This window comes from Ruegeria sp. CH10 (genome assembly GCF_056537125.1).
In genome coordinates, this window is the sequence record NZ_JBQFQY010000002.1 from 453245 (window position 1) to 477282 (window position 24038).

General features: G+C 59.8%; 25 protein-coding genes. 16 read left to right on the forward strand and 9 right to left on the reverse strand.

Annotated features, from left to right (window positions below):
- Positions 1 to 2 precede the first annotated feature (2 nt).
- Positions 3 to 389 carry a Na+/H+ antiporter subunit G gene (locus tag ACRZ94_RS08580; RefSeq protein WP_480652257.1) on the forward strand — a complete coding sequence of 129 codons (387 nt, stop codon included), beginning with the start codon at positions 3 to 5 and terminating at the stop codon, positions 387 to 389.
- Positions 390 to 394: 5 nt separating this feature from the next.
- A complete protein-coding gene (selD, locus tag ACRZ94_RS08585; protein WP_480797133.1) occupies positions 395 to 2554 on the forward strand; it encodes a selenide, water dikinase SelD in 2160 nt (719 codons plus the stop codon).
- On the opposite strand, the gene mnmH is transcribed toward selD, so the two are convergent.
- The gene (gene mnmH / locus ACRZ94_RS08590; protein ID WP_480652261.1) at positions 2545 to 3597 is read right to left on the reverse strand and encodes a tRNA 2-selenouridine(34) synthase MnmH; all 1053 of its coding nucleotides are present in this window, start codon (positions 3595 to 3597) and stop codon (positions 2545 to 2547) included. The genes selD and mnmH overlap by 10 nt on opposite strands.
- A 42-nt stretch (positions 3598 to 3639) precedes the next feature.
- Positions 3640 to 4305: an SOS response-associated peptidase gene (locus tag ACRZ94_RS08595; RefSeq protein ID WP_480652263.1), complete on the reverse strand. Its 666-nt coding sequence runs from the start codon at positions 4303 to 4305 to the stop codon at positions 3640 to 3642.
- 54 nt (positions 4306 to 4359) lie between these two features.
- On the opposite strand from ACRZ94_RS08595, the gene ACRZ94_RS08600 reads away from it, so the two are divergent.
- On the forward strand, positions 4360 to 6012 hold the full coding sequence (locus ACRZ94_RS08600; RefSeq protein WP_480652265.1) for a tetratricopeptide repeat-containing sulfotransferase family protein: 1653 nt from the start codon (positions 4360 to 4362) through the stop codon (positions 6010 to 6012).
- A gap of 58 nt (positions 6013 to 6070) precedes the next feature.
- On the opposite strand, the gene ACRZ94_RS08605 is transcribed toward ACRZ94_RS08600, so the two are convergent.
- Positions 6071 to 7654, reverse strand: a complete 1584-nt coding sequence (locus ACRZ94_RS08605; protein ID WP_480797134.1) for a bifunctional metallophosphatase/5'-nucleotidase — start codon at positions 7652 to 7654, stop codon at positions 6071 to 6073.
- A gap of 108 nt (positions 7655 to 7762) precedes the next feature.
- Here ACRZ94_RS08605 and ACRZ94_RS08610 point away from each other — a divergent pair, with 108 nt between their 5' ends.
- Genes ACRZ94_RS08610 through arsC form a run of 4 tightly spaced genes read left to right on the forward strand, consistent with a single transcriptional unit; the run spans position 7763 to position 9922 of the window.
- A complete protein-coding gene (locus ACRZ94_RS08610) occupies positions 7763 to 8101 on the forward strand; it encodes a DUF952 domain-containing protein (protein ID WP_480797135.1) in 339 nt (112 codons plus the stop codon).
- Positions 8098 to 8529, forward strand: coding sequence for a DUF1330 domain-containing protein (locus tag ACRZ94_RS08615; protein ID WP_480797136.1), 432 nt, complete (start codon positions 8098 to 8100; stop codon positions 8527 to 8529). Before ACRZ94_RS08610 ends, ACRZ94_RS08615 begins: the two co-directional genes overlap by 4 nt.
- Complete coding sequence (locus tag ACRZ94_RS08620; RefSeq protein WP_480797137.1) at positions 8526 to 9584, forward strand: quinone-dependent dihydroorotate dehydrogenase; 1059 nt, start codon at positions 8526 to 8528, stop codon at positions 9582 to 9584. Before ACRZ94_RS08615 ends, ACRZ94_RS08620 begins: the two co-directional genes overlap by 4 nt.
- Positions 9581 to 9922, forward strand: a complete 342-nt coding sequence (gene arsC / locus ACRZ94_RS08625) for an arsenate reductase (glutaredoxin) (RefSeq protein ID WP_480797258.1) — start codon at positions 9581 to 9583, stop codon at positions 9920 to 9922. Before ACRZ94_RS08620 ends, arsC begins: the two co-directional genes overlap by 4 nt.
- Here arsC and ACRZ94_RS08630 read toward each other — a convergent pair.
- From ACRZ94_RS08630 to ACRZ94_RS08640, 3 genes are read right to left on the reverse strand one after another with little or no spacing between them, the layout of a single operon-like run.
- A complete protein-coding gene (locus tag ACRZ94_RS08630; RefSeq protein ID WP_480797138.1) occupies positions 9919 to 11235 on the reverse strand; it encodes an MATE family efflux transporter in 1317 nt (438 codons plus the stop codon). The genes arsC and ACRZ94_RS08630 overlap by 4 nt on opposite strands.
- Positions 11236 to 11241: 6 nt before the next feature.
- Positions 11242 to 11760, reverse strand: a complete 519-nt coding sequence (locus ACRZ94_RS08635) for a PaaI family thioesterase (protein WP_480797139.1) — start codon at positions 11758 to 11760, stop codon at positions 11242 to 11244.
- A complete protein-coding gene (locus ACRZ94_RS08640) occupies positions 11760 to 12179 on the reverse strand; it encodes a PaaI family thioesterase (protein WP_480652279.1) in 420 nt (139 codons plus the stop codon). Before ACRZ94_RS08640 ends, ACRZ94_RS08635 begins: the two co-directional genes overlap by 1 nt.
- 113 nt (positions 12180 to 12292) lie before the next feature.
- Between ACRZ94_RS08640 and ACRZ94_RS08645 the strand changes: the two genes are divergently transcribed.
- From ACRZ94_RS08645 to ACRZ94_RS08680, 8 genes are all read left to right on the forward strand, one after another.
- Entirely contained in the window at positions 12293 to 12661 is a 369-nt protein-coding gene (locus tag ACRZ94_RS08645) for a MerR family transcriptional regulator (protein WP_480652281.1), read from the forward strand.
- A 253-nt stretch (positions 12662 to 12914) separates the two neighbouring features.
- The gene (locus tag ACRZ94_RS08650; RefSeq protein ID WP_068332361.1) at positions 12915 to 13316 is read left to right on the forward strand and encodes a MerR family transcriptional regulator; all 402 of its coding nucleotides are present in this window, start codon (positions 12915 to 12917) and stop codon (positions 13314 to 13316) included.
- A gap of 47 nt (positions 13317 to 13363) precedes the next feature.
- The gene (locus tag ACRZ94_RS08655) at positions 13364 to 15145 is read left to right on the forward strand and encodes an acyl-CoA dehydrogenase C-terminal domain-containing protein (protein WP_480797140.1); all 1782 of its coding nucleotides are present in this window, start codon (positions 13364 to 13366) and stop codon (positions 15143 to 15145) included.
- A gap of 54 nt (positions 15146 to 15199) precedes the next feature.
- The gene (locus tag ACRZ94_RS08660) at positions 15200 to 15412 is read left to right on the forward strand and encodes a hypothetical protein (protein WP_480652285.1); all 213 of its coding nucleotides are present in this window, start codon (positions 15200 to 15202) and stop codon (positions 15410 to 15412) included.
- 315 nt (positions 15413 to 15727) lie between these two features.
- The gene (locus ACRZ94_RS08665; protein ID WP_480797141.1) at positions 15728 to 16366 is read left to right on the forward strand and encodes a glutathione S-transferase family protein; all 639 of its coding nucleotides are present in this window, start codon (positions 15728 to 15730) and stop codon (positions 16364 to 16366) included.
- Between the two features lie 11 nt (positions 16367 to 16377).
- Complete coding sequence (locus ACRZ94_RS08670) at positions 16378 to 17589, forward strand: acetyl-CoA C-acetyltransferase (RefSeq protein WP_480694406.1); 1212 nt, start codon at positions 16378 to 16380, stop codon at positions 17587 to 17589.
- Positions 17589 to 18071: a cupin domain-containing protein gene (locus ACRZ94_RS08675; RefSeq protein ID WP_480797142.1), complete on the forward strand. Its 483-nt coding sequence runs from the start codon at positions 17589 to 17591 to the stop codon at positions 18069 to 18071. Before ACRZ94_RS08670 ends, ACRZ94_RS08675 begins: the two co-directional genes overlap by 1 nt.
- Positions 18064 to 20265 carry a 3-hydroxyacyl-CoA dehydrogenase NAD-binding domain-containing protein gene (locus ACRZ94_RS08680; protein WP_480797143.1) on the forward strand — a complete coding sequence of 734 codons (2202 nt, stop codon included), beginning with the start codon at positions 18064 to 18066 and terminating at the stop codon, positions 20263 to 20265. Before ACRZ94_RS08675 ends, ACRZ94_RS08680 begins: the two co-directional genes overlap by 8 nt.
- A 98-nt stretch (positions 20266 to 20363) precedes the next feature.
- Here ACRZ94_RS08680 and ACRZ94_RS08685 read toward each other — a convergent pair whose 3' ends face one another.
- From ACRZ94_RS08685 to ACRZ94_RS08695, 3 genes are all read right to left on the reverse strand, one after another.
- On the reverse strand, positions 20364 to 21125 hold the full coding sequence (locus tag ACRZ94_RS08685; RefSeq protein WP_480797144.1) for a Hint domain-containing protein: 762 nt from the start codon (positions 21123 to 21125) through the stop codon (positions 20364 to 20366).
- Positions 21126 to 21295: 170 nt separating this feature from the next.
- On the reverse strand, positions 21296 to 21958 hold the full coding sequence (locus ACRZ94_RS08690; protein ID WP_480797145.1) for a sulfotransferase family 2 domain-containing protein: 663 nt from the start codon (positions 21956 to 21958) through the stop codon (positions 21296 to 21298).
- Positions 21955 to 22872: a DMT family transporter gene (locus ACRZ94_RS08695; RefSeq protein ID WP_480797146.1), complete on the reverse strand. Its 918-nt coding sequence runs from the start codon at positions 22870 to 22872 to the stop codon at positions 21955 to 21957. Before ACRZ94_RS08695 ends, ACRZ94_RS08690 begins: the two co-directional genes overlap by 4 nt.
- A 148-nt stretch (positions 22873 to 23020) precedes the next feature.
- Between ACRZ94_RS08695 and ACRZ94_RS08700 the strand changes: the two genes are divergently transcribed.
- Positions 23021 to 24037: a hypothetical protein gene (locus tag ACRZ94_RS08700; RefSeq protein ID WP_480652300.1), complete on the forward strand. Its 1017-nt coding sequence runs from the start codon at positions 23021 to 23023 to the stop codon at positions 24035 to 24037.
- Position 24038: the final 1 nt, after the last annotated feature.

The following is a 24038-nucleotide window of genomic DNA, read 5'->3' on the forward strand; positions in this document are numbered from 1 at the left end:
ACATGACGATCATCTTCGAACTTCTGATCGCTTTCTTTCTGGTCGTGTCGGGCATCTTCGGCTTTGTTGGGTCTTTTGGGATGATCAAGCTGAAAGACCCAATGTCACGCCTGCATGCGCCCACCAAAGCGACCACTCTGGGCGTCGGAGGGGTATTGCTGGCATCGATCTGCCACTCGGTCCTGTTGGAGGGCAAACTTTCGCTGCATGAGCTGCTGATCACGCTGTTTTTGTTCCTGACCGCGCCGATCACGGCCCTGTTCATTGCCAAATGGCACATTCATCGGCATGAAAAGCCCAGCGATCTGCCGGACGCGGGCGAGGATGAGCTTTGGGCCACTCACGCGGTCGAACAGGTCGAAGACGTCCCTGACCACACAGCGAATTAAACCCCATGCAGTACCCACCATTGCCCCTGACCCGTGATCTGGTTCTGATAGGCGGGGGCCATACGCATGCGTTGGTGCTGCGGAAATGGGGCATGAACCCGCTGCCGGGCGCGCGGGTTACGGTCATCAATCCCGGCCCGACTGCGCCTTATTCCGGTATGCTGCCCGGTTTTGTCGCCGGGCATTACGAACGCGGCGAACTGGACATCGATCTGGTGCGACTGGCCCGGTTTGCCGGGGCCCGCGTGATCCTGGGGCCGGTTGACGGCATCGACCTGGACCAACGCGTGATCCGCGTGCCGGGGCGCCCTCCGGTTGTGTTTGATGTGGCGTCGGTCAATGTGGGCATCACGTCAGACATGCCCGCGCTTCCCGGTTTTGCCGACCATGCCGTACCCGCCAAACCTCTGGGCCCGTTTGCATCGCGGTGGCAGAGGTATCTGGACGGCGACGGCCCAGCCTCGGTCGCTGTGATCGGCGGCGGCGTTGCGGGGGTTGAGCTGGTGATGGCGATGGCGCATGCCCTGCACGCCAAAGGCCGCGCCGCGCAGGTCACTCTGATCGACAACGCGCAGGCTTTGACAGCCACCGGGCCAAAGGCCAGCGCCACCATTCGTCAGGCGATGCAAGGGCTTGGCGTTGAGGTGATTGAGAACACAGGTATCGCCCGCATTGAATCTGACCATGTGGTTCTGGAAGATGGCCGCACCATTCCCGCCGCCTTCGTGACCGGGGCCGCCGGTGCCCGCCCCTATGGCTGGATCGCGGATACCGGGCTGGACTTGCAAGACGATTACATCCGGGTGAACGGGTTTCTGCAATCCAGCGACCCTGTGGTTTTTGCCGCCGGGGATTGCGCGCATCTGACAGACAACCCCCGCCCCAAAGCCGGGGTTTATGCGGTCCGCGAAGCGCCAGTTTTGTTCGACAACCTGCGCGCCGCGCTAGGGGCTGGGCAGATGCGACGGTACCGCCCGCAGAACGACTATCTGAAACTGATCTCGCTGGGCGGCAAATCCGCTCTGGCCGAACGGCTGGGCACCTCTTTCAGCGGCGCGTTGATGTGGCGCTGGAAGGATCACATCGATCAGAGCTTTATGAACAGGTTTCGCCACCTGCCCCAAATGTCACGGCCTAGCTTGCCCCGCCATCATGCCAGCGGGCTTAAGGAAGCATTGGGCGACAAACCCATGTGCGGCGGGTGCGGTGCCAAGCTTGGACGCGACGCTTTGCGCGCTGCGCTTGGCGCTCTGCCAGCCCCACGCCGCAACGACATCACGCCCCTGCCCGGTGACGACGCCGCAGTTCTGACGACCGGCGGAGCGCGGCAGGTGATGACCTCGGACCATTTGCGCGGCTTCACCAATGATCCTGCCCTGATGACACGTATCGCTGCGATCCATGCGCTTGGCGATATCTGGGCCATGGGGGCCAGCCCGCAAGCCGCAACCGCAACAATCATCTTGCCTCGGATGACACCTGCGCTGCAGCACAGGACCATGGCTGAGGTCATGGCCACGGCCAGCGACGTCATGCAAGCTGCCGGAGCCGAAATCGTGGGTGGCCATAGCTCCATGGGGGATGAACTGACCATCGGTTTCACCCTGACCGGCCTGTGCGAAGCCGACCCGATCACCCTGTCGGGCGCATGTCCGGGTGACGCGCTGATCCTGACCAAACCTCTGGGCAGCGGCGTGCTGATGGCCGCCGAAATGGCCGGTCAGGCGGATGGCGCGTGGATCGCTGAGGCTTACCAGCAGATGAGCATCCCGCAAGGCAAGGCCGCGCGCATTTTGGCGGGTGCCCATGCGATGACCGATGTCACCGGGTTCGGTCTGGCCGGGCATCTGATGGGGCTGTGCGAGGCTTCAGGTTGCGGCGCGACGCTTGATCTGGAGGTGATCCCCCTGATGACAGGCGCGCTTGAATTGGCAACGCTGGGCGTCCGCTCCACGATTTTCGACGAAAATCGTTCCACCGCCCCTGATCTGCCGTCAGATGGGAAGGCCGGCCTTCTGTTCGATCCGCAAACCGCTGGCGGTTTGCTGGCCGCCATACCCGCAGATCAGGCGCAGAGCCTATGTGATAACCTGCGGCAGGCAGGTTATCCGGCCGCAATCATCGGGCATATCTCAGACACGCCGGGCCTGCGCCTTCAAAGCTGATCCAGTACAGCCTCAATTCGCGCAGCAGCCTCTTTCAGACCTGCTTCGTCCAAGGTCGTGGCTTCGATCCGGGCTACAATGTCAGCCGGATGCAAACGGCTGGATTTGGCATAGGCCGGATCGTAATGCTGTTCCATCAACGCCCGTGTCAGCCCTGCTTTGTCCCCCGCATCAATCAGCGCCAGCCACGCGTCCACAACCTCATGCCCTCGGTGGGATCGAAGCGGCGACAGCCGGTCGCGCAACCGGTCTGCATCCGACAGAATGTCATCATAGGCATCAACCAGATAGGCCGTACGTGCCTCAATTGGAGCGTTGATCTGAATGCGCTGCGCGGCGCGCAGAGCGGTCCACAAACTGGGCGGCAGGATCAGTGACCCGATTTTCGACGATTCCGCCTCAACCGCCACGGGGCGTGTCGGGTCCAGCTTGCACAGGGTCGCGGCCAACGCAGACTCGAACCCTTTCTGACTGGGCTGACCACCCGGCATTTCGCCCAACAAGGACCCACGGTGATTGGCCAACCCTTCGAGATCCAGAACCTGAACCCCGCGCGCCTTCAACTGCTGCAACAGGTCCGTTTTGGCCGTGCCCGTATATCCATCCAGAGCCACCAACCGATGCGGCAGCGGGTCGTCATACAAGAACCGGTTCACCAGACGCCGATAGGTACGATAACCGCCCTGAACGACCTCGGCCCGCCAACCGATTTGTTGCAACATCCATGTGAACGACCCCGACCGCTGCCCGCCCCGCCAGCAATAGACCAGCGGTTTCCACCCGCCTTCATGATGCGACAGGCTGTGTTCGATATGATTGGCGGCATTGCGAAACACCAGCGCGGCCCCGAGTTTGCGGGCCAGAAACGGGCTTTCCTGCACATAGATCGTGCCGACCTGCGCGCGCTCTTCGTTGTTCAGAACCGGCAGGTTGATGGCACCGGGCAGATGATCCTCGGCAAATTCGGCGGGGCTGCGCACATCGATCACCGTATCGAAATCATGCGCATAAAGACCGGACAGGTCAGTGAAGTTCAAAGCCATGTCAGCGGTTTATCCTGTGGCATTCGGAATGGAAAGGCACGGTCATACCGGTATAGGTTCAATCAACTCGGCCCCACTGGCCCGGTTCGAATTCACTGCGGTATCGACACGGTGATATTCCAACACGTCCTCTGCCCCCGGCTGCATCAGACGGGCGGCCCCCTTCCCCGCTTCACCCAGCCAGAGCGGCCAGTCCTGCGCCTCAACGACCAATGGCATGCGGTGATGGATGGCGCTGAGGCGGCGGTTTGCAGGCGTTGTGACAATGGCACAGGTGCCCTGACGCGCCTCATCCGCCCCCCAATCCTGCCAGACCCCGGCAAAGGCGATCGGCGCGCCATCGTTGCGGTGAATGTACCAAGGCAAGCGCGTGCCCTGATCGCTTTTGGTCCATTCATAAAATCCGGTCGCCACGATCAGACAGCGCCGTTCGCGGCACGCCGCGCGAAAGGCTGGCTTTTCGGCCAGCGTCTCAGACCGGGCATTGATCAGCAATGGCCCTGCGGTTTCGGTATTGTACCAATGCGGCAAAAACCCCCATCGTAGCGCATCCAGAGTGCGTCCGCCCGCGGACGCGCGGACCACGTGCACCGGATTGGTTGGACATACGTTGAAATTGGGGACCTGAGGCAACGTGTTGGCGGGCCGCGCGGCAAACAACTGCGCCATGGCGTCATTAGTCTGGGTTATTGCAAACCGTCCACACATGGGTGATGAAGCCTTATGATCGTTTGAAGCAGGCGCAGAGCGTTATCGGATCTTATGCAAAATCAAACAGCGAATACCCTTAAAAGCAAGGCACTGGCAGCACTGGATGCGGGTCAATTGCAACAAGCCCTTAAAAAGGCGCAGCTGGGCGTTAAGAAATTCCCGAAGGATTCAGATTTCCACGCGATTTCGGGTTTTGTGCTGACCGAGATGAAGCAATACAAAAGGTCGATCCCGCATTTTGTCGAAGCATCGCGAATGAAACCGGACGATCCGCAATTTGTGGAGAACCTGGCCAACGCTCTAATGCAGACAGGTCAAATTCCCAAAGCGCTGGACTACACTGAACACAAACTGGCGAAATTCCCCAACAACAAAGAGCTGAACCGCGTTCTGGACGAAATCCATCTGAAAGGCAGCAACTGGCGTTTGGTGATCGACTATGTAAGCAAGAAACTGAAGGACAGCCCTGATGACATCCGTCTTTTGTCCAAACGTGCGCAGGCCTACTCCAAGATCGGGTTCGTCGAAGACAATTTGCGCGATGTTGAGCGTGCCTATGCGCTGGCGCCTGACGATCTGACCGCAGCCTTCCACAAATCAGTGAGCCTGCATCAAAGTGGAGACCGGAAGGGTTCGCGTAAGATTCTGGAACGCATTCTGAAAAATGAACCAGACAATCCCTCTGCGCTCCTGGAGATGTCGAACATCATCGTCAAAGAAGACGCAGCTGACCTTTTAAACCTGATTGACGCAGCTATTTTAGCCAGCCCGGACGAACGGAACGAGTTAGAGTTCGCCAAAGCGCATGCGATCTCCAAAATTGACAGCCTCGAGGCGGCAATGCCTCAATTCCAACGGGCCAACGCGATTCAACATGACAGCAACCCTTACGTGATTTCGGAAGAAGAAGAGAAATTCGCCCAGATCACCAGCTGTTTTCCCTTGGGGAACAAGGCGCCTGTCTCGGATTTGAATGAAACACCCGCACCGATCTTTGTTCTGGGCCAGCCCCGATCCGGTACGACACTGATGGAGATGATGCTAAGTTCGGCCCCCGATGTTGCGGGATGCGGAGAACTGATGTTGGGCGCAGAACTGTCGGCTGAGTTTGTTGAAGGCAAACAAGACTTTAGTGCGAAGAAAGCGACAGACTTTGCCCGGCAATACCGGATGCTTATGCCGCCGGTTCCCGACACTTCCACCGCTTTTGTCGACAAGATACCTCATAACTACCAGTATGTTGGCTTTATTCTATCCGCTTTCCCCAATGCTAAAGTTGTGAACATGATGCGCGATCCGCGCGATGTCGGGCTATCCAAATGGATCAGACGGTTCCCAGCGGGCGGGATGCGCTATGCTTCCAATCTTCAGGCCATTGCTCATTCCGCAAATATGTACCGGCGCTATATGGCCCATTGGCAGGCTCTATTCGGCGACCGCATCCTGACTATCCCTTATGAAAAGCTTGTGTCGGAGGCGAAAACCTGCAGCCAGCAAGTGGCGGCTTTCTGCGGTGTCGAATGGACCGAGGCCATGATCCACCCTGAGAAAAACACCAGCCAGGTCAGAACCGCCAGCATCGATCAGGTGCGCAGCAAAATCTCGACAAAATCCATTGGCGGCTGGCAGAGCGTTGCCGAACATCTGCAACCGATGCTTGACGGTTTCGATCCGGCGCTTTGGCCGGAATACGATCTGGGCTAAGCCCATCAAAAAAGGCCGCATCGAATGACGCGGCCTTTTTCTGTTCTTAAGTGCCGAATTACTTCTGTTTGATGCGACCATCCAGATAGGGCTGGTAGGGCGCATTGGCTGCCAAAAACTCCGCTGTGACATCCGCAAGGTCCGGGCCATAGTCATAGGCGTTTTTGTCGTCGCCTTCGAACATGCTGTAGCCGTCACCACCGTTGCGCACATAATTGTTGGTCACGACCAGATAGGTGGCTGCCGGATCAATCGGAACAAAGCCGTCTTCGCTGGCTACCATAACCTCGGTGATACGTCCTTCGTTCGGGGCAACGGACGGGTCCCAAGTAAAGGTCATACCGGCCACCTGCGGAAAGCGACCTTTGACCTCTTCCACCTGACTGACACCGTTTTCCAGCGCATCAATCACACCCTGACCGCTGATCTCAAAGGTCGACAGCGTGTTCTGGAACGGCAGCACCGTCAGGACTTCGCCCATCGTCACTTCGCCCGAGTCGATGGACGCGCGCAACCCTCCTGAATTCGCAATTGCGATCTGCGCGCCCTGATCGGCGACCCGCGCCAGCATGGCATCGGCGACAAGGTTGCCCATTTCGCATTCCTGAACACGGCAGACCGCGCGGTCCCCCTCAATCGCAGCGGCGGAATCGGCCACGACGCGCTGCTTCATCTCTTCGATCGGGGCACCCATCTCCGCCACGCGGGCAGCAATTGCAGCATCCGGCTGAACCGAGGCATCCAGCAGGATCGGCTCACCTTCTGCCGACAGCAGGTTGCCGTCATCGTCAAAGGTCAGCGTCACCTCACCCAGATACTTGGAATAGGCATAAGCCTGAACCACCGGCACATCACCAACCATCAGCGGATACGAGCCCGCGGCCCCCTCTTGCGTGTTGGACAGCAGGGTGTGGGAATGGCCGCCGATCACCAGATCAAGGCCGGGGACCTTCCCGGCAATCTCGATATCCTTGGCCAGCCCGACATGGTTCAGCGCAATGATGATGTCCACGCCTTCGCCCTGCAAGGCAGCGGCGTCTGCTGTCAGGCTTTCGATCTCATCTCGGAAAATCACGTCTTTGCCGGGGCTGGACGTATCCACCGTATCCGTGGCCAGGGCCGAGATCACGCCGATCTTTTGCCCGCCAATGTCCAAAACCACGTGGTTTTTCACCCGGTCCACCAACTCGGCCGAGGTGGTCAGGTCAAGGTTGCCGGAAATGACCGGAAAGCTGACCGCGTCGATGAACGCAGCCAGACCTTCGGGGCCGTCGTCGAATTCGTGGTTGCCCACGGCCATGGCGTCATAGCCGATGGCCTCCATGAACTCGGCTTCAGCCGCGCCTTTGTATGTGGTGTAAAACAGCGATCCCTGGAACGGATCACCGGCATCCAGCAACAGGACATTCTGGTCCGCCAGTTCGGCGCGCTTGGTGTCCACCATGGTTTTCAACCGGGCCATGCCGCCAAAGCACTTACCCTCGCCCTCATCCTCGGCGTCGCAGGTCGAGTCGTATTTGTTGATGGATTCAATACGGCTGTGGATGTCGTTGGTGTGCAGAATGGTCAGCTTGTACTCGGCTGCGGCCATGCCTGCGGTCAGGCCCAATACGGCGGCAGAGGCCAAAAGGCGGGTGAACATAATGAAACTCCCTGTATGTGATTGAGGTGATGGTGCGCGCAGTGACGGGAAGAGTCAAAGGGGGAAATCCGGCTTGATTCTACCCGTCGCGCGGGGCATGACCAGCGCATGCTGATTTACAAGATTTTCCGGGCCGACGAATGGGCCACGTTGCAGGATCAGGGGGCGTCAGACGGTGCCCCGATTGATGTCGCCGATGGCTATGTGCATTTTTCAACGGCAACGCAGGCGGCCGAGACAGCTGCCAAGCATTTTGCCGGGGTCGATGGCCTGACCCTGCTGGCCTGTGACGCTGACGCGATGGGCGATGACCTGAAGTGGGAGGTTTCGCGCGGCGGGGCGCTGTTTCCGCATCTTTACCGCCAGATTCGCATGGCGGATGTTGTCTGGTCACGCCCCCTGCCCTTTGACGGGCACGCGCATCAATTCCCGCAGGAGATGGAATGACCACCTTCGTCGACCCGGACCGCGCTCAGTTTGAGGCGTTCAAGGCGTTGGATCGCGACCATCCGATTGAAATGCTCAATCTGGTGAAGTTCCGCGACAGGGCTGATTACCCTGCCGGGCACCCTTTGGCCGATGCAGGTCTGACCGGCGCGCAGGCTTACCGCACCTATGGGGCCGAAACAGCCCCGATCATCGCGCGGTTGGGGGCATCGATCCTGTGGCGCGGGTCTTACCAGACCACGCTGATCGGCCCGCAGGATGAGGCTTGGGATGAGGTTTTCATCGCCCGTTATCCCACAGCGCATGCGTTTTTGGAAATGGTGACGGACCCGGCCTATCAGGCTGCCGTCGTGCACCGTCAGGCGGGGGTTGAAACCTCGCGCCTGATCCGCTGTGCACCAGCCAAAGGTGGAGAGACATTCGGATGAAACTGACCGAGAAACTGGGGCTCGCCGTCCTGCACAAAATGGATCCCGAAGCCGCCCATGGCCTGTCGATCAAGGCGCTGAAGGCCGGTCTGGCCCCAATGCCCGGCCCGGTGACCTCCGAGCGGTTGAAAACAAAGGTGGCCGGGCTGAACCTGCCCAACCCTGTCGGTCTGGCCGCAGGCTTCGACAAGAACGGAGAGGTGCTGACGCCCCTGTCGCGCACCGGCTTCGGCTTTATCGAGGTGGGGGCCGTCACCCCGCGCCCACAACCCGGCAACCCCAAACCGCGCCTGTTCCGCCTGTCCCAGGACCGCGCCGCCATCAACCGCTTTGGTTTCAACAACGAAGGCATGGAGGTCATGGGCCGCCGTCTGGCCGACCGCCCCAAAGACGCGGTGATCGGCCTGAATCTGGGGGCAAACAAGGACAGCCACGACCGCCCCGGCGATTTCGCCAAGGTGCTGGCCCATTGCGCGGCGCATCTGGATTTCGCCACCGTCAATGTCTCATCCCCCAACACCGAAAAGCTGCGGGATTTGCAGGGCAAGGCGGCGCTTGGTGCCTTGCTGTCCGGTGTGATCGAAACGCGGAACGGCTTGCCCCGCCCGATTCCGGTTTTCCTGAAAATCGCACCTGACCTGACCGAGGCCGAGTTGCAGGACATTGCCGAAGTCGCGCAGGAAACGGGCGTGGACGCGGTGATTGCCACCAACACCACCCTGTCGCGCGATGGGCTGCGCAGCCAGCACAAGGGCGAAACCGGCGGTCTGTCCGGTGAGCCCCTGTTCGAGAAATCAACGCATGTTCTGGCCCGGCTCAGCCAGCTGACCGACAGCAACATCCCCCTGATCGGTGTTGGCGGGGTCAGCAATGCGGATCAGGCCTATGCCAAGATTTGCGCCGGTGCATCTGCTGTGCAGCTTTATACTGCATTGGTCTACGGCGGGATTTCCTTGGCCGCCAAGATTGCGCGGGGGCTGGATGACCTGCTGGCTCGGGATGGGTTCACGTCGGTCGCGCAAGCCGTCGGAAGTAAGAGAGAGGATTGGCTGTGATCGCATATTGGCACAACCCGCGCTGCTCAAAATCCCGCGCCGGGCTGGCTCTGTTGGAAGAAAACGGCGCGCAGGTCGAACTGCGTAAATACCTTGAGGATGCGCCCTCGGCCGAAGAAATCCGCACGGTGTTGAACCTGTTGGGGATCGATGCAATCGACATGATGCGCACCGGCGAGAAACGGTTCAAGGAGCTGGGTCTGAACAAGGCCAGCCGGCCAGATGACCTGATCGCCGCCATGGCCGAAAACCCGATCCTGATCGAACGCCCCTTGGCCATCTCAGGCGACAAGGCCGCGATTGGCCGTCCGCCCGAAAACCTGTTGGCGCTGCTTTAAGCGATCTGCGCCTCAAGCCGGGGATAGCGCCAGCCCAGCGTGACACCGCGCGCGATGTTCAGAACCATCAGCGCGGCCCACAGCCCGTGGTTGCCCAGCGTGGGCACCAGCACGAACAGCGCAACGACATAGATCGCAACCGACTGGATCATCGCGTTGCGCATGGCGCGGGTCCATGTGGCGCCAATATAGATGCCATCGAACATCCAACTGGCAACTCCGATCACCGGGGCCAGCGCCGCCCAGATAAGATAGTCTCGTGCGGCCAGCCGCACCTCGGGCGAGGTGGACATCAGGTCGATCAAGGCCGGTCCGGCCAGATAGAATAAAAGCCCCAGTGCGAATGCTCCGCCCACGCCCCATTGCGACGCCATGATCGAGGCGCGCCGGACCTGTAGCCGATTCCGCGCGCCGACGGCGCTGCCGACCAGAGCCTCAGCTGAAAAGGCAAAGCCATCAAGGGCAAAGGCCGTGATCTCAAGAAACTGCAACAGCACCTGATTGGCGGCGAGGTTCACGTCGCCCAGATCCGAGCCCACGAACAGAAACGTGGTGAACGACCCGGTCAGCAGGACCGAGCGGATCATGATGTCGCCGTTCACCTGCATCATCCGTTTCAGCCGGGCCGCATCGAAAATCCGGGGCCAGTCGCGCCATTGGTTGGCGGCAAACGCATCCCTGCACAGCCACAATCCCAGCGCCAATCCCGTCCATTCCGCAATCAGCGTGGCGATGGCGACGCCTTCAACGCCCCAGCCCAACCCCAGCACGACCCACAGGTCCAGCAGGATATTCAGCCCGTTCATCCATACCTGCAGCAGGAACACGCCGCGCGTGCGTTCGACCGCGATCAGCCAACCGGTGACGGCGTATAGGGCAATGGTCGCCGGAGCCCCCCAGATGCGAATTTGCAGATAGCTGCGGGTCAGCGCCTCGACCTCGGGGCTGGCGGGGGACAGGGCAAAAGCCCCCCAGAACACCCAGATTTGTGTAAGGATAAAGAACAGCCCCGCCGCCCCGCCCAGCAGCAGCCCGCGCATCAATAGGGCCCCGGTTTCGGCGGTATCCCCGGCCCCGCGCGCCTGCGCGGCCAAACCCGTGGTGCCCATGCGCAGGAAACCGAAAATCCAGTAGATCGCCGCCAGGATAACAGCGCCCATGCCCACGGCCCCAATGGGCGCGGCCTGCCCCAGCTGCCCGACCACCCCGGTATCGACGGCACCCAGAATAGGCACCGTGGCATTGGACAGCACAATCGGCACCGCGATCTTGAGCACCCGTTTATGGGTGAGAGGTGCCGAGGCGCTCTGCACGTTGATCTACCCTTTGGGCGGCGTGTTCTGCGGCATCAGGAAATGCCCTGTCGCCTGCGCAATGGGACGCGCGTGATTGTCCTGCCACGCCTCAACCCGGACCGAAGCATAGCGCCGCCCAGACCGGCTGACGAAGGCGCGCGCATAGGCATCGCGCGGCAGACCAGAGCGCAAGTAATCCACGGTAAAGTCCACCGTTTTGGGAAACCGCAGCGTGTCTGCCTTGAACAGCGCATCCGCGTCAATCTCACCGCTTTCGATCTTGGGAAAGAAATACTCCCAACTCAGGGTGATGACGGCGGTCACCTCAAGAAACGCCGCCGTGACGCCGCCATGCAAGGCCGGCAGCAGCGGGTTGCCGATCAGTTTGTCGTCAAAATGAAGCACGCCGGTCAGTTCATCCCCGCGCCGGTCGAATGTGATGTCTAGAAAGCGGATATAAGGCACCCCTTCGACAAGGGCTTTCAGGGCCGCATCGCGGCGTTGCTTGACCACCTGCATCGGTTCAGGACGAGGACGCGCCATCACAGACCCTCCACCGTGAAAGACCCTGCGGCGGTCGCCACCGGCAGGTCCTGGTTTTCGTCCATCGCAGTGGCCCGGACAAAGGCCACATTGCGCGTGATGTGATAGCAGGTTGCATGGGCCGTGATCGTCTGCCCGGGCGTCGCCGCGCGCATGTAGTCGATCCGCAGATCAATGGTTGCGGTTCCGCCCGGCGCCGCAGGATGGCACATCACGGCAGCGCCACAACAGGTGTCCAGCGCAGCAAACACCGCCCCGCCGTGGATGACGCCCGTTCTGGGATCACCAATCAAATCGGCATTGTAGGGCATCGCGATCACGGCCTCACCATCGCTGATCGTATTGAGCGTCAGGCCCAGCGCCTTGGCGTGCGGAATCGCCTCGATGAACCGCCGCGCTATTTCTACTTTGTCGACCATGTCGCCGTGCCCCCGTGGTTTCCCTCTTTATGAGCCTGAGCCCGCCAAAAGAGCAAGACCGCCTGTTGCGCTTGCCGCCACGAAGGCATAGTTTGCAGCCAGGGAGACCACAAATGACTGACAACCGTTTGTCCTTAAACGAAATGTGCGAAGAGTTCGACGTAACCAAGCGCACATTGCGTTACTACGAATATATCGAGCTGCTCCAGCCCGAGCGTGAAGGTCGGACCCGGTTCTACGGCCCCCGCGAATGCGCGCGGATGAAGCTTATCATGCGTGGTCGTTTGTTTGGCTTCTCGCTGGAAGAGATTCGCCAGTGGTTGCTGATCTACGAAGATCAGGGCGATCAGGCCCAGATGGCCGAGTTCATCAAGCTGGCCGACCGGCAAATGCCCGAACTGCAAAAGCAGCGCCAGCAACTGGACGAAGCCATGGATGAGCTTCAGCGCCTGCGCGACCAGACGGCCAAGTCGCTGCGCTGATCCCTATTCGGGGTGCCGCCCCTCTCCTGTTCCCTGCGGATCGCTTCCCCGGCACCTGCCCGGCCTGTCCTCAAAATTCCGTTACGTCATCTGTCAAATCCTACGCAATCCATGACTTGACGCAGGATGATGCTACGTCAACTTTCAATGTGACGTAGCGTTTGCATTACGTGAACGTCATCTACGTGTTGTAACCTGCGCATCGACTGCGCAAATGACTTAGACAGACGCCAGTGACGAGAGTGCTGAGACCATGACCGAAGATCTGATGACCATCCGTGAAATGTGCGAGACCTATGATGTCACGCCGCGCACTTTGCGATTTTACGAGGCCAAAGAGCTTTTGTTTCCGATCCGCGAGGGCCAGAAACGCCTGTTCACCAAACGTGACCGCGCGCGCCTGAAACTGATCCTGCGCGGCAAGCGTTTCGGCTTTAGCCTGGAAGAAATCCGGCAGTTGCTGGACCTCTACCATGTGGGCGACCAGCAAATGACCCAGATGACGCGCACCTTTGAAATTGCGCGCGAACGTCTGGCCGACATGGAAGCCCGCCGCGAGGAACTGACCCAGGCCATTGACGATCTGAAAGAGCAATTGCGCTGGGGCGAAAAAGTCATCGCCTCAATGAAAAATGAGAAAAAGGCCGCCGAGTAACCCCGTCGGCCCCATCCCCCGGACATCTGAATTTAAGGGAGCTTCATATGCCCGTTTACAACGCGCCAACCAAAGACACTCAGTTCATCCTGCATGACGTGTTGAAAATCTCGGACTCCGATATTCCGGGGTATAGCGAACTGGAAACCGAATTTACCGGCGCCGTGCTGGAGGAAGCCGGCAAGGTTGCAACCAACGTGCTGCATCCGCTGAACGTGGTGGGCGACACCGAAGGGTGCCGTTTGGAAAATGGCATCGTTTACACGCCTACAGGTTTCAAAGACGCCTTCGAGCAGATGAAGGAAGGTGGCTGGACTGGCCTCGACATGCCCGAAGAGTATGGCGGCCAGAACATGCCTTACGTGATCGGCACCGCCGTGGGCGAGATGTTCTCGGGCGCGAACCAGGCATTTGTGATGTATCAGGGCCTGACCCACGGCGCGGCCTCGGCCATCCTGGCGCACGGCACCGACGCACAGAAGAACACCTACCTGCCGAACATGGTCAGCTGTGAATGGACCGGCACCATGAACCTGACCGAACCGCATTGCGGCACCGATCTGGGCCTGATGCGCACCAAGGCCGAACCGCAAGGCGACGGCAGTTACAAGATCACCGGTCAGAAGATTTTCATCTCGTCCGGCGACCACGACATGGCCGATAACATCATCCATCTGGTGCTGGCCAAAATCCCCGGCGGACCCGATGGTATCAAGGGCGTGTCGCTGTTCATCGTGCCCAAGTTCATCGTCAACGAAGACGGCACACCGGGTGAGCGCAACGGCGTATCGGTCGGCAAGATCGAAGAGAAAATGGGCATCCACGGCAATTCGACCTGCGTCATGAACTATGACGAGGCCACAGGCTGGCTGCTGGGCGAAGAGCACAAAGGCATGCGTGCCATGTTCACCATGATGAACGAGGCGCGCCTGGGTGTGGGCATGCAGGGTCTGGCGCAAGCCGAGGCCGCGTTCCAGAACGCACTGGAATACGCCAAGGATCGTCTGCAGGGCCGCGACGTGACCGGCGTGAAAAACCCTGACGGCCCCGCCGATCCACTGATCGTGCACCCGGACATCCGCCGCAACCTGATGGATCAGAAAAGCTTTACCGAGGGCGCGCGTGCCTTCATCCTGTGGGGCGCGACCATGATCGACAAGGCGCATCGCTCGGGTGACAAGGATGCGGACGGGCTGATCTCGCTGCTGACGCCGGTCATCAAAGGCTTCCTGACCGATCAGGGATACGACATGACCGTTCAGGCACAGCAGGTTTACGGCGGCCACGGCTACATCGAGGAATGGGGCATGTCGCAATACACCCGCGACGCCCGCATCGCGATGATCTACGAAGGGGCGAACGGCGTTCAGGCGCTGGACCTCGTGGGCCGCAAGCTGGCGCAGGATGGCGGTAAGCACGTCATGGCCTTTTTCGAGATGGTCAAATCCTTCTGCAAGGAAAACGGCGGTAAAGATGAGGCCTTTGACAAGGCCTTCATCGAACCGTTGAAATCGGCGTCCAAGGATCTGCAGGCCGCGGGCATGTATTTCATGCAGGAAGGCATGAAAAACCCGAACAACGCGCTATCGGGGTCCTATGACTTCATGCACATGTTCGGCCATGTCTGCCTGGGATTGATGTGGGCACAGATGGCAAAGGCTGCGCAAGACGCGCTGGACGGTGGAACCTCGGACAAAGAGTTCTACGAGACCAAGATCAACACCGGCCGCTTCTACATGGCACGTCGCCTGCCTGCCACTGCATTGCATCTGGCACGCATTCAAACCGGCGCGGATACGGTCATGGCCCTTGAGGCCGCGAACTTCTGATCACTGCCCGGCGCTGGTGCCCTGCCCCAGCGCCGGTTCTTCGAAGGAAAGACAATGCCCAAACGCTTTCGCCTGACCCGCCGCTTTCCAGTCGCAATGACAGAAGAAGGCTATCGCAAACTGCGCGGCTTCGCCCATGAGGCCGGTCTGGACGAGGGAGAGGCCCTGTCTTTTCTTTTTGAGAACTTCAACAGCATCATTCACGAGGACAAACTCACCCGCCGCCTGCGCAGCTTCAACTCCGAGCTTGAGGCCCGCAAACGGTGACGATTGTGCCTTCAAAATCCGGAGAGCGAGTGGCAGCCGCTGCATCCGCCTCCGGCGGCCGTATTTGGAACGAGAAGAAGGCGCCGGCGCGCGTCCACCCCGCCATCCGGGAACTGATCTCACCAGGTGGCACTCAGCCGGGACGGCGGGGCTTCTCCTCGTGCGGTCATCGGCTCGGCAGCCTGTACCGCGCACAACACAAGACCCGATTAACGTTAACGAACCCTTACGGAAGAGAGAAAGGCCCTCATCTTCTTCTCGTTCCAAATACGGAAATTCCGACCTAACCACACACGCCACGGGAGGGGCGTTCGCATGACCATCACATTGCACTGCTTCGGAGAAAGCGGGAATTCCTACAAGGCGGCGCTGGCGCTTGAGATGTCGGGGTTGGATTGGGAACCGATTTTTGTGGATTTCTTCAACGGCGCGTCCCGCACGCCCGAGTATCGGAGTGAAGTCAATGCAATGGGTGAAGCGCCCGTGCTGACGGATGGCGATTTCCGTATCACTCAATCGGGTGCCATTCAGGCTTACGTCACCGAAAAATCCGGCAAGTTTGGCGGCAATACCCGAGAAGAGAATTATGACATTCTGCGCTGGGTGCTGTGGGACAATCACAAGCTTAGCTCGAATGCAGGGATGACGCGGTTTTTGTGCAATTTCCTGCCCGAGGAGCACCGCAACCCGGATGTTATCGCGTTCAATCAAGGGCGCCTGAAAGCGGCTTATGACATTCTGAACACTCATCTGGAAGGCCGCGACTGGATCGTGGGAGACGGCGTGACCAATGCCGATCTCAGCTGCTGCGGCTACCTCTATTACCCGGAACCATTCGGCTTTGACCGTGCCGACTGGCCCCATATCGACGCCTGGCTGCAACGCCTGTCCGAGCAGCCCGGATGGAAACACCCCTATGACCTGATGCCCGGCAACCCGTCGGATCGAGCTTGAGGAGAAGACCCATGACCGAAGCCTATATTTATGACGCCCTGCGCACCCCGCGTGGCAAAGGCCGCAAGGATGGCAGCCTACACGAGGTGACCTCGGTGCGGCTGTCCGCCGTGACCCTGAACGCGATGAAAGAGCGCAACAACCTGGAAGGTCACGCCGTCGAGGACGTGATCTGGGGCAACGTCACGCAGGTGATGGAACAAGGCGGTTGTCTTGCACGCTCGGCCGTTTTGGCATCTGACCTGGATCAGTCGATTCCCGGTCTGGCGATCAACCGCTTCTGCGCCTCGGGGATGGAGGCCGTGAACCTGGCCGCAAACCAGGTCAAAGGCGGCGCGGGCGAGGCGTATATTGCCGGTGGTGTTGAGATGATGGGCCGCGTGGCCATGGGCAGCGATGGTGCGGCGATTGCCGTGGACCCCTCGCTGGCGATGGACACCTATTTCGTGCCTCAGGGTATCTCGGCTGACATCATCGCGACCGAATATGGCTTTGATCGCGATCAGGCGGACGCGCTGGCTGTTGAATCGCAAAAGCGCGCAGCCAAGGCGTGGGAAGAGAACCGGTTCGAAAAATCGGTCATCAAAGTCACCGACCAGAACGGCCTGACCATTCTGGACCGCGACGAATATATGCGCCCCGGCACGGACATGCAGAGCCTTGGCGCGCTGAACCCGTCCTTTGCGATGATGGGTGAGCAGATGCCCGGTTTTGACAAGGTCGCAATGCTGAAATACCCGCATCTGGAGCGGATCAACCACATTCACCACGCGGGCAACAGCTCGGGCATCGTGGATGGGGCTGCGGCTGTGCTGATTGGCAACAAGGAGTTCGGTGAGAAATATGGCCTGAAGCCGCGCGCGCGCATCAAGGCAACTGCCAAGATCGGTACCGACCCGACCATCATGCTGACCGGCCCGGTTCCGGTGACCGAGAAAATTCTGGCCGACAACGGCATGAAGATCAGCGATCTGGACCTGTTCGAAGTGAACGAAGCCTTCGCCTCGGTCGTGCTGCGGTTCCAGCAGGCGTTTGATGTGGACCCCGAACTGGTGAACGTGAACGGTGGTTCGATCGCGATGGGTCACCCGCTGGGTGCAACCGGCGCGATGATCATCGGCACCCTTCTGGACGAGTTGGAGCGTCAGGACAAGGAAACCGGTCTGGCCACGCTGTGCATTGCGTCCGGCATGGGGGCTGCAACGATTATCGAGCGGGTCTGATGCCCAAGCTGGATCTCTCTCAGATCCCGTTTCAGGGCGGCTCGTCCTATCCCGGCAAACTGGCCGAGGCGACCGCGGGTCGTTTCGTGCAGCGGCTGACGGATGCAGGCGGGCTGACCCAATACGGGGTCAACATCGTGCGGCTGGAACCGCAGGGCATGTCTTCGCTGCGCCATTACCATATGGAGCAGGACGAGTTTGCCATTGTGCTTTCCGGCACCTGCGTACTGATTGATGACGATGGTGAGCATGAGATGCAGCCCGGCGATTGCGCCGCCTGGCCCGCGGGTGAGCCCAACGGCCATCACCTTGTGAACAAAACCGATGCGCCCGCGACCTTTCTGGTGGTGGGCACACGGACCCCGACCGAGACCTGTTTCTACAGCGACATAGACATGATGGTGAAGGATGACGGAAACGACTTCACCCGCAAGGATGGCAGCCCGCTGACGGCTGACCAGATTGGAGATGACAATGACTGAATTCACCCTCAGCAAAGACGCAGACGGCGTCGCCACGATCACATGGGATGTTCCGGGCAAAACGATGAACGTGATGTCCTTTGACGGGCTGGCCCAGCTGAGCGACCTGATCGATCAGGCGCTGGCGGATGAGGGGGTCAAGGGCATCGTCCTGACCTCGGGCAAAGAGGGGTCGTTTGCGGGCGGCATGGACCTGAACCTGCTGGCCGTGATGAAGGAACAGGCGGGCGACAATCCGGCCAAGGGTCTGTTCGAGGGCACGATGCAAATGCACGCCCTGCTGCGCAAGATCGAACTGGCGGGCATGGACCCCAAGACCAAGAAAGGCGGCAAGCCTATTGCGACCGCCCTGCCTGGCACCGCCGCAGGTATCGGGATGGAGCTGCCACTGTCCACGCACCGCATCTTTGCCGCCGAGAACCCCAAGGCGAAATACGGCCTGCCCGAGATCATGGTCGGCATCTTCCCCGGCGCGGGCGGCACCACCCGAATGGTCCGCAAGGTGGGCGCGATTGCTGCGGCTCCGCTGTTGCTGGAAGGCAAGATGCTGGACGTCAAGAAAGCAAAGGGCGCGGGTTACATCGACGAGATCGCTGCTGATCCAGTTGCCGCCGCCAAGGAATGGGTGCTGAACGCGAAAGACGCCGATCTGGTCAAGCCGTGGGACGCCAAGGGCTACAAAATGCCCGGTGGCGCGCCGTACCACCCCGCAGGGTTCATGAACTTCGTCGGGGCTTCGGCCATGGTCAACGGCAAGACCCAAGGCGCCTTCCCGGCGGCCAAGGCATTGCTCAGCGCGGTCTATGAAGGCGCGCTGGTCGATTTCGACACCGCGCTGAAAATCGAGGCGCGCTGGTTCACATCCGTCCTGATGAACCCCTCTTCGGGTGCGATGATCAGGTCGCTGTTCCTGAACAAGGAAGCGCTGGAAAAAGGGGCCGTGCGTCCTGCCGGTGTACCGGATCAGTCGGTCAAGAAGATCGGCGTTCTGGGCGCGGGCATGATGGGTGCGGGCATCGCGTTGGTCTCGGCCCAGGCCGGGATGGAGGTTGTGCTGGTCGACCGGGATCAGGCAGCCGCGGACAAGGGCAAGGCGTATACCGAAGCCTATTTGGACAAAGGCATGAAGCGCGGCAAAGTCACCGAAGACAAGAAACAGGCCATGCTGGCGCGCATCACCGCGACGCCCGATCTGGATCACCTGAAGGGCTGCGACCTGATCATCGAAGCGGTGTTCGAGGATATGGGTGTCAAGGCCGAGATGACCAAAAAGGTTGAGGCGATCATCCCCGAGGATTGCATCTTTGCCTCGAACACCTCGACCCTGCCAATCACCGATCTGGCCAAGGCGAGCGTGCGTTCGGATCAGTTCATCGGCATCCACTTCTTCTCACCGGTTGAGAAGATGTTCCTGGTTGAGATCATCAAAGGCCGCGAAACCGGAGATCGCGCGGTGGCCAAGGCGCTGGACTATGTGCGCCAGATCCGCAAGACGCCGATCGTGGTCAACGATGCGCGGTTCTTCTACGCCAACCGCTGCATCATTCCGTATATCAACGAAGGTCTGCGGATGATCACCGAAGGCGTCAGCCCTGTGTTGATCGACAATGCCGCGCGTCAGCTTGGCTTCCCCGTGGGGCCGATCCAGTTGAATGACGAAACCTCGATTGATCTGGGGGCCAAGATCGCACGTGCGACCAAAGCCGCCATGGGCGACGCCTATCCCGAAAGCCCTGCGGATGATCTGATCTTCTGGATGGAGGCTGAGGGCCGTCTTGGCCGCAAGGCCAATGCCGGGTTCTTTGACTATGATGACAAGGGCAAGCGCGTCGAATATTGGAAAGGTCTGGCCGAAAAGTACCCCCATGCCGAAGATCAGCCCGATCTGATCGAAGTGCAGGAACGCCTGATGTTCGCACAGGTACTGGAAGCGGTCCGCGCGCTGGAGGAAGGCGTGCTGGAGGATATCCGCGAAGGCGATGTGGGTGCAATTCTGGGCTGGGGCTTTGCGCCATGGTCCGGTGGCCCGCTGAGCTGGCTGGACATCATCGGCACGCCCTACGCGGCCGAGCGCTGCGATCAACTGTCGGAAAAATACGGCGAACGTTTTGCCTGCCCAACGCTGCTGCGTGAAATGGCCGACAAAGGGCAGAGCTTTTACGGTAGGTTCGACCCCGAAGCCAAAGCAGCCTAAAGACAAAACGCTGGCGCATGCCCCCATGCGCCAGCGTTTCTTTGTAGGTACAGATAGGTCCCTAGCAAGCGTTTCGGGTTAAACTTGAGACGCTTTAATCAGATCATCATGGTCGGACGACCGGGGCGACCGGGACGCCGCGCGCCTTTTACCGGCCTGATCGGCACAATCGGATGATCGAAAACCGGCGCAGGCAGGGATCCCAGCGAATTCGCCAGAACCGCGATATGGTTGCGCCGAGCCGTCAGATACATCAGTTCGGTCGCCGACTCTGCGGCCACAACCTCATACGAGGCGCGACCGGGTGTATTGCGCGATCCAAACCGGCCCGAGGGGCAAAAGGCGCGGAAGCCGCCCTCGATATAGATCACCTCATCCTGTTCGAAAAACAGGGTGCTGATGTCGAAATAGGACGCGGGCACATCCGATGTGATCCGGAACATACCGCTTAGCAACCGGGCCGACACAACAGGCAGGCTGACCGGCAGTTTGATGGGATCATGGCCAAGCTTGGTGTTGTCCAGCGCCACGCCCTGTTCGGGCATCAGCCAGACGGGGCGACCGTTATACGCAGCATGCGTCGGCACCCGGATTGGCATGTTTTCGGACTTCGTCTCGCCCGGCGGAACCGTGATACCATCAATCGCGACGCGGCTAACGGGTTGGAACCCATTGTCCATGGTGCGAATGAGGTCACCGGCCTCGATCTCTTCGACAAGTTTCCAGCCGCTTTTGGTTGAGACTTTGGTTCCGTGAACCAGACCGCCACGGCGCGCGTTCAACGCGGAATGCTGCTCTGCATTGCCCTGGAATTCGGAACGCTCTGCAAAATCAATAACACTGTCTACTTTCAACACCACAGAACCCACTTGTTACTCACAAAAAACTACAATTGAGCTTTAACACAGGTTTTAGTGAGAGGGCTTATTTTTGACATATTGTGGCCCAATTTGGGTTAATCTGAGCCATTTTTTGGCAAAAATCACAAACAAAACCGCAACTTAGATCAATATTGATTAAATATTGGAAACTATAACACAGACATCTGATCAAACGTGTAGCCGAATCTGGCAACATCCTCGGCACAAGCATCGGCCAACAGCTCGGCAGCCCTGTCGTCAAAATAGCCGCGATAATCCGCGTCGCGGCTCGAACGATTGAGGTGCGGCAAAGCAACGTCAAACCCAAGCAGATCGAATAGCGGGCCCGCATCCTCTTCAAACCACTCCAACCTTATGAAGAACTGGCATTGCTCGGCCCCGTCGGCCCGCGTCACATAATGGCGCGCAGGGCTGCGCCGAAAAGACCGCAGAACATCCGGGTGCTGTACAAAGCCCTCGAACGACAGGGATTTTGCCAGCGCCACCATCGGATGATCAAAACTCTGCTCCAGCAGCCAGTGATAATAGCTGACGATCCGGTCCCAGGGGTTTCGCACCATGGTGAATACGGTCATCTCTTCCAGTTCGGACAGCAGTAGAACACCGTCGATATCAGTCAGTGTTGAATGTTTCCACAACCGTCCCCTGCCCGTCAGCGCCTTGGCCCGCTTGCGTCGCCTGAGAGCCTTGGGCGTGTCGCCCAGCAGGATGTCGTCTTTCATCGCCCGTGTTTCCAGCGCTTGGGCCAACGACGTTCCCCCCGTCTTGGGGATATGAACAAACACATAGTTGCGCCCGCGCGAAATGATCATGCGACCACCTTCGCCACACTCGCGCGCCAGCCCAACAAGGCACCAGCCGCCGCAATAAGGCCGATACCAGCGATCTGCATCACACCGATGGCCTGACCCAAAGCAACCCAGGCAAAAAGCGGTCCAAAGATCATGACCGAGTATTCGAATACGGCCACGTATGAGGTCTCGCCCACCTGATAAGATTTGATCAGCATAAAGACCGCAATCGTCGAACCAACCGCCTGTACGATGATCCAGGACAGCGCCGGTTGCATCTGCCATACCACCCCCCGCGTAACGAATCCGTCGGCAAAGGAATGGGGCACAAGGGAAAACGCAGTCAGACCGATTGCGCCGGCCAATCCCAGCGTGGTGACCATTGCCGCCAGCAGCGCCACAGTGCTTTCCTGCGCACAGTGGCTGCGGGTGATGATCGAGCTGAGCGCGTAAAAGAACCCTCCGGCCACCGGCAGCAGGGTTCGGGCATCGAACTCATAGGGGTTGGGCTGCAGCACACACAAGGTCCCGGTGAACCCGATCACAACTGCCAGAATGCGCCAGGGGCCAATCCTCTGCCCCATCGCGACGGCTGAAACCAGCAGCACGAAGATCGGAGACGTGAACAGCCCCGCCAGCGCCTGCGCAATCGGCATCAGCGCCAGAGACGCAAAGTAAAACAGCATCGCCACCGTGATCAGCACGCTGCGCAGGATCACGGGCCCCAGCCGTCGCGGGCGCATCGTACCCATTCCCAAAACCGACAGACACGCAATCAACGGCAACATCAGAACAGCGCGGCTTAAATGGAATTGCCATAGGCCAATTGTTTCGGCCAGCAGGATGACAACGTTATCGATCACCCCGATGATCGCCATAGCGCCCACCATCAGCGCCGAGGCCAAAATCGGTGAGGTCTGAGTATCCGCCTGCATTCCGGCCCCGGTCTTAGAGTATTGGACACCGGCGGAATTGCCGTGTCTGGTTTTATCCAGCACATTTCCCAATCGGGGCGCAACAGGTTTGCGCCGCCGGAAATTCCCATGCTAAGCTAAGTCAAAATAATCACGAGCATATCTCATCTTGAAGACGGCCCTTAAACAGTACCAGCGGATCGAAGCCACCGGTCTGTGGCGCCCCTCGCCCGATGTTCAGCGGCGCGAGGTTGTGGCGTCTCTGGGTGAGGCGACGTTGACCATTTCGGACTTCAACGAACAGGCGCTGACCCATTGGTCGCTGGCCGCGCTGGTGCGCCAGAATCCGGGCAGTTTTCCTGCCATTTTCAATCCCGACGGTGACCCGGACGAAACGCTGGAGTTGGAAGAAACCGAAACCACTATGATCGAGGCCATAGACCGCCTGCAGCGCGCCATCGACAAGGCGCGACCCCATCCGGGCCGGTTGCGATGGGTCAGCGTGGCGGGCGTTGTGGCGGCGGTGGTTGTGCTGTTGTTGCTGTGGATGCCTGCTGCCCTGCAGAAGCATGTTGTGACCGTGGTGCCAGAGATCAAACGCCAGGATATCGGCAATACGATCCTGCAACGAATCGAGCGGGTTTCGGGCCGCGCCTGCACCTCGGAAGATGCAAAACCCGCGTTGGATCAACTGGCCGCGCGCACCGGTGTTCGCGAAGTCATCATCCTGCCCGCCGGTGTGCAAAGCAGCCTCAGCCTGCCGGGCGGGATTTTTTTGCTGAACCGCGCTCTGGTCGAGGATCATGAGGACCCCTCGGTCGCCGCGGGTTACATCATCGCTGAACGCGCCCGGTCCGAGGCGCAGGACCCGCTTGAGGATTTGCTGGATCGCACCGGATCGGCCACCGCCTTCCGTCTGCTGACCACCGGAGAGCTGACGCCCGAAATCATCGACACCTATACCGAACAGGTTCTGTCAGAACCCCGCCCTTCGCTGCCCGATGATGATTTGCTGCAGGTCTTTGCGCAGGCGGCCCTGCCGTCAACGCCGTTTGCCTATGCCATGGATGTCACCGGCGAAACAGTGCTGGGCCTGATCGAGGCCGACCCGATGGCAGGCCGTCCCATGCAGCAGGTTTTGCCGGACCGCGATTGGGTCCGGCTGCAGAATATCTGCGGCGAATAGG

Excerpts from the sequence above, each read along its gene's own strand:
- ACRZ94_RS08580 (WP_480652257.1), top strand. The coding sequence starts at position 3 with ATGACGATCATCTTCGAACTTCTGATCGCTTTCTTTCTGGTCGTGTCG.
- selD (WP_480797133.1), top strand. The coding sequence starts at position 395 with ATGCAGTACCCACCATTGCCCCTGACCCGTGATCTGGTTCTGATAGGC.
- mnmH (WP_480652261.1), bottom strand. The coding sequence starts at position 3,597 with ATGGCTTTGAACTTCACTGACCTGTCCGGTCTTTATGCGCATGATTTC.
- ACRZ94_RS08595 (WP_480652263.1), bottom strand. The coding sequence starts at position 4,305 with ATGTGTGGACGGTTTGCAATAACCCAGACTAATGACGCCATGGCGCAG.
- ACRZ94_RS08600 (WP_480652265.1), top strand. The coding sequence starts at position 4,360 with ATGCAAAATCAAACAGCGAATACCCTTAAAAGCAAGGCACTGGCAGCA.
- ACRZ94_RS08605 (WP_480797134.1), bottom strand. The coding sequence starts at position 7,654 with ATGTTCACCCGCCTTTTGGCCTCTGCCGCCGTATTGGGCCTGACCGCA.
- ACRZ94_RS08610 (WP_480797135.1), top strand. The coding sequence starts at position 7,763 with ATGCTGATTTACAAGATTTTCCGGGCCGACGAATGGGCCACGTTGCAG.
- ACRZ94_RS08615 (WP_480797136.1), top strand. The coding sequence starts at position 8,098 with ATGACCACCTTCGTCGACCCGGACCGCGCTCAGTTTGAGGCGTTCAAG.
- ACRZ94_RS08620 (WP_480797137.1), top strand. The coding sequence starts at position 8,526 with ATGAAACTGACCGAGAAACTGGGGCTCGCCGTCCTGCACAAAATGGAT.
- ACRZ94_RS08635 (WP_480797139.1), bottom strand. The coding sequence starts at position 11,760 with ATGGCGCGTCCTCGTCCTGAACCGATGCAGGTGGTCAAGCAACGCCGC.
- ACRZ94_RS08640 (WP_480652279.1), bottom strand. The coding sequence starts at position 12,179 with ATGGTCGACAAAGTAGAAATAGCGCGGCGGTTCATCGAGGCGATTCCG.
- ACRZ94_RS08645 (WP_480652281.1), top strand. The coding sequence starts at position 12,293 with ATGACTGACAACCGTTTGTCCTTAAACGAAATGTGCGAAGAGTTCGAC.
- ACRZ94_RS08650 (WP_068332361.1), top strand. The coding sequence starts at position 12,915 with ATGACCGAAGATCTGATGACCATCCGTGAAATGTGCGAGACCTATGAT.
- ACRZ94_RS08655 (WP_480797140.1), top strand. The coding sequence starts at position 13,364 with ATGCCCGTTTACAACGCGCCAACCAAAGACACTCAGTTCATCCTGCAT.
- ACRZ94_RS08660 (WP_480652285.1), top strand. The coding sequence starts at position 15,200 with ATGCCCAAACGCTTTCGCCTGACCCGCCGCTTTCCAGTCGCAATGACA.
- ACRZ94_RS08665 (WP_480797141.1), top strand. The coding sequence starts at position 15,728 with ATGACCATCACATTGCACTGCTTCGGAGAAAGCGGGAATTCCTACAAG.
- ACRZ94_RS08670 (WP_480694406.1), top strand. The coding sequence starts at position 16,378 with ATGACCGAAGCCTATATTTATGACGCCCTGCGCACCCCGCGTGGCAAA.
- ACRZ94_RS08675 (WP_480797142.1), top strand. The coding sequence starts at position 17,589 with ATGCCCAAGCTGGATCTCTCTCAGATCCCGTTTCAGGGCGGCTCGTCC.
- ACRZ94_RS08680 (WP_480797143.1), top strand. The coding sequence starts at position 18,064 with ATGACTGAATTCACCCTCAGCAAAGACGCAGACGGCGTCGCCACGATC.
- ACRZ94_RS08690 (WP_480797145.1), bottom strand. The coding sequence starts at position 21,958 with ATGATCATTTCGCGCGGGCGCAACTATGTGTTTGTTCATATCCCCAAG.
- ACRZ94_RS08695 (WP_480797146.1), bottom strand. The coding sequence starts at position 22,872 with ATGCAGGCGGATACTCAGACCTCACCGATTTTGGCCTCGGCGCTGATG.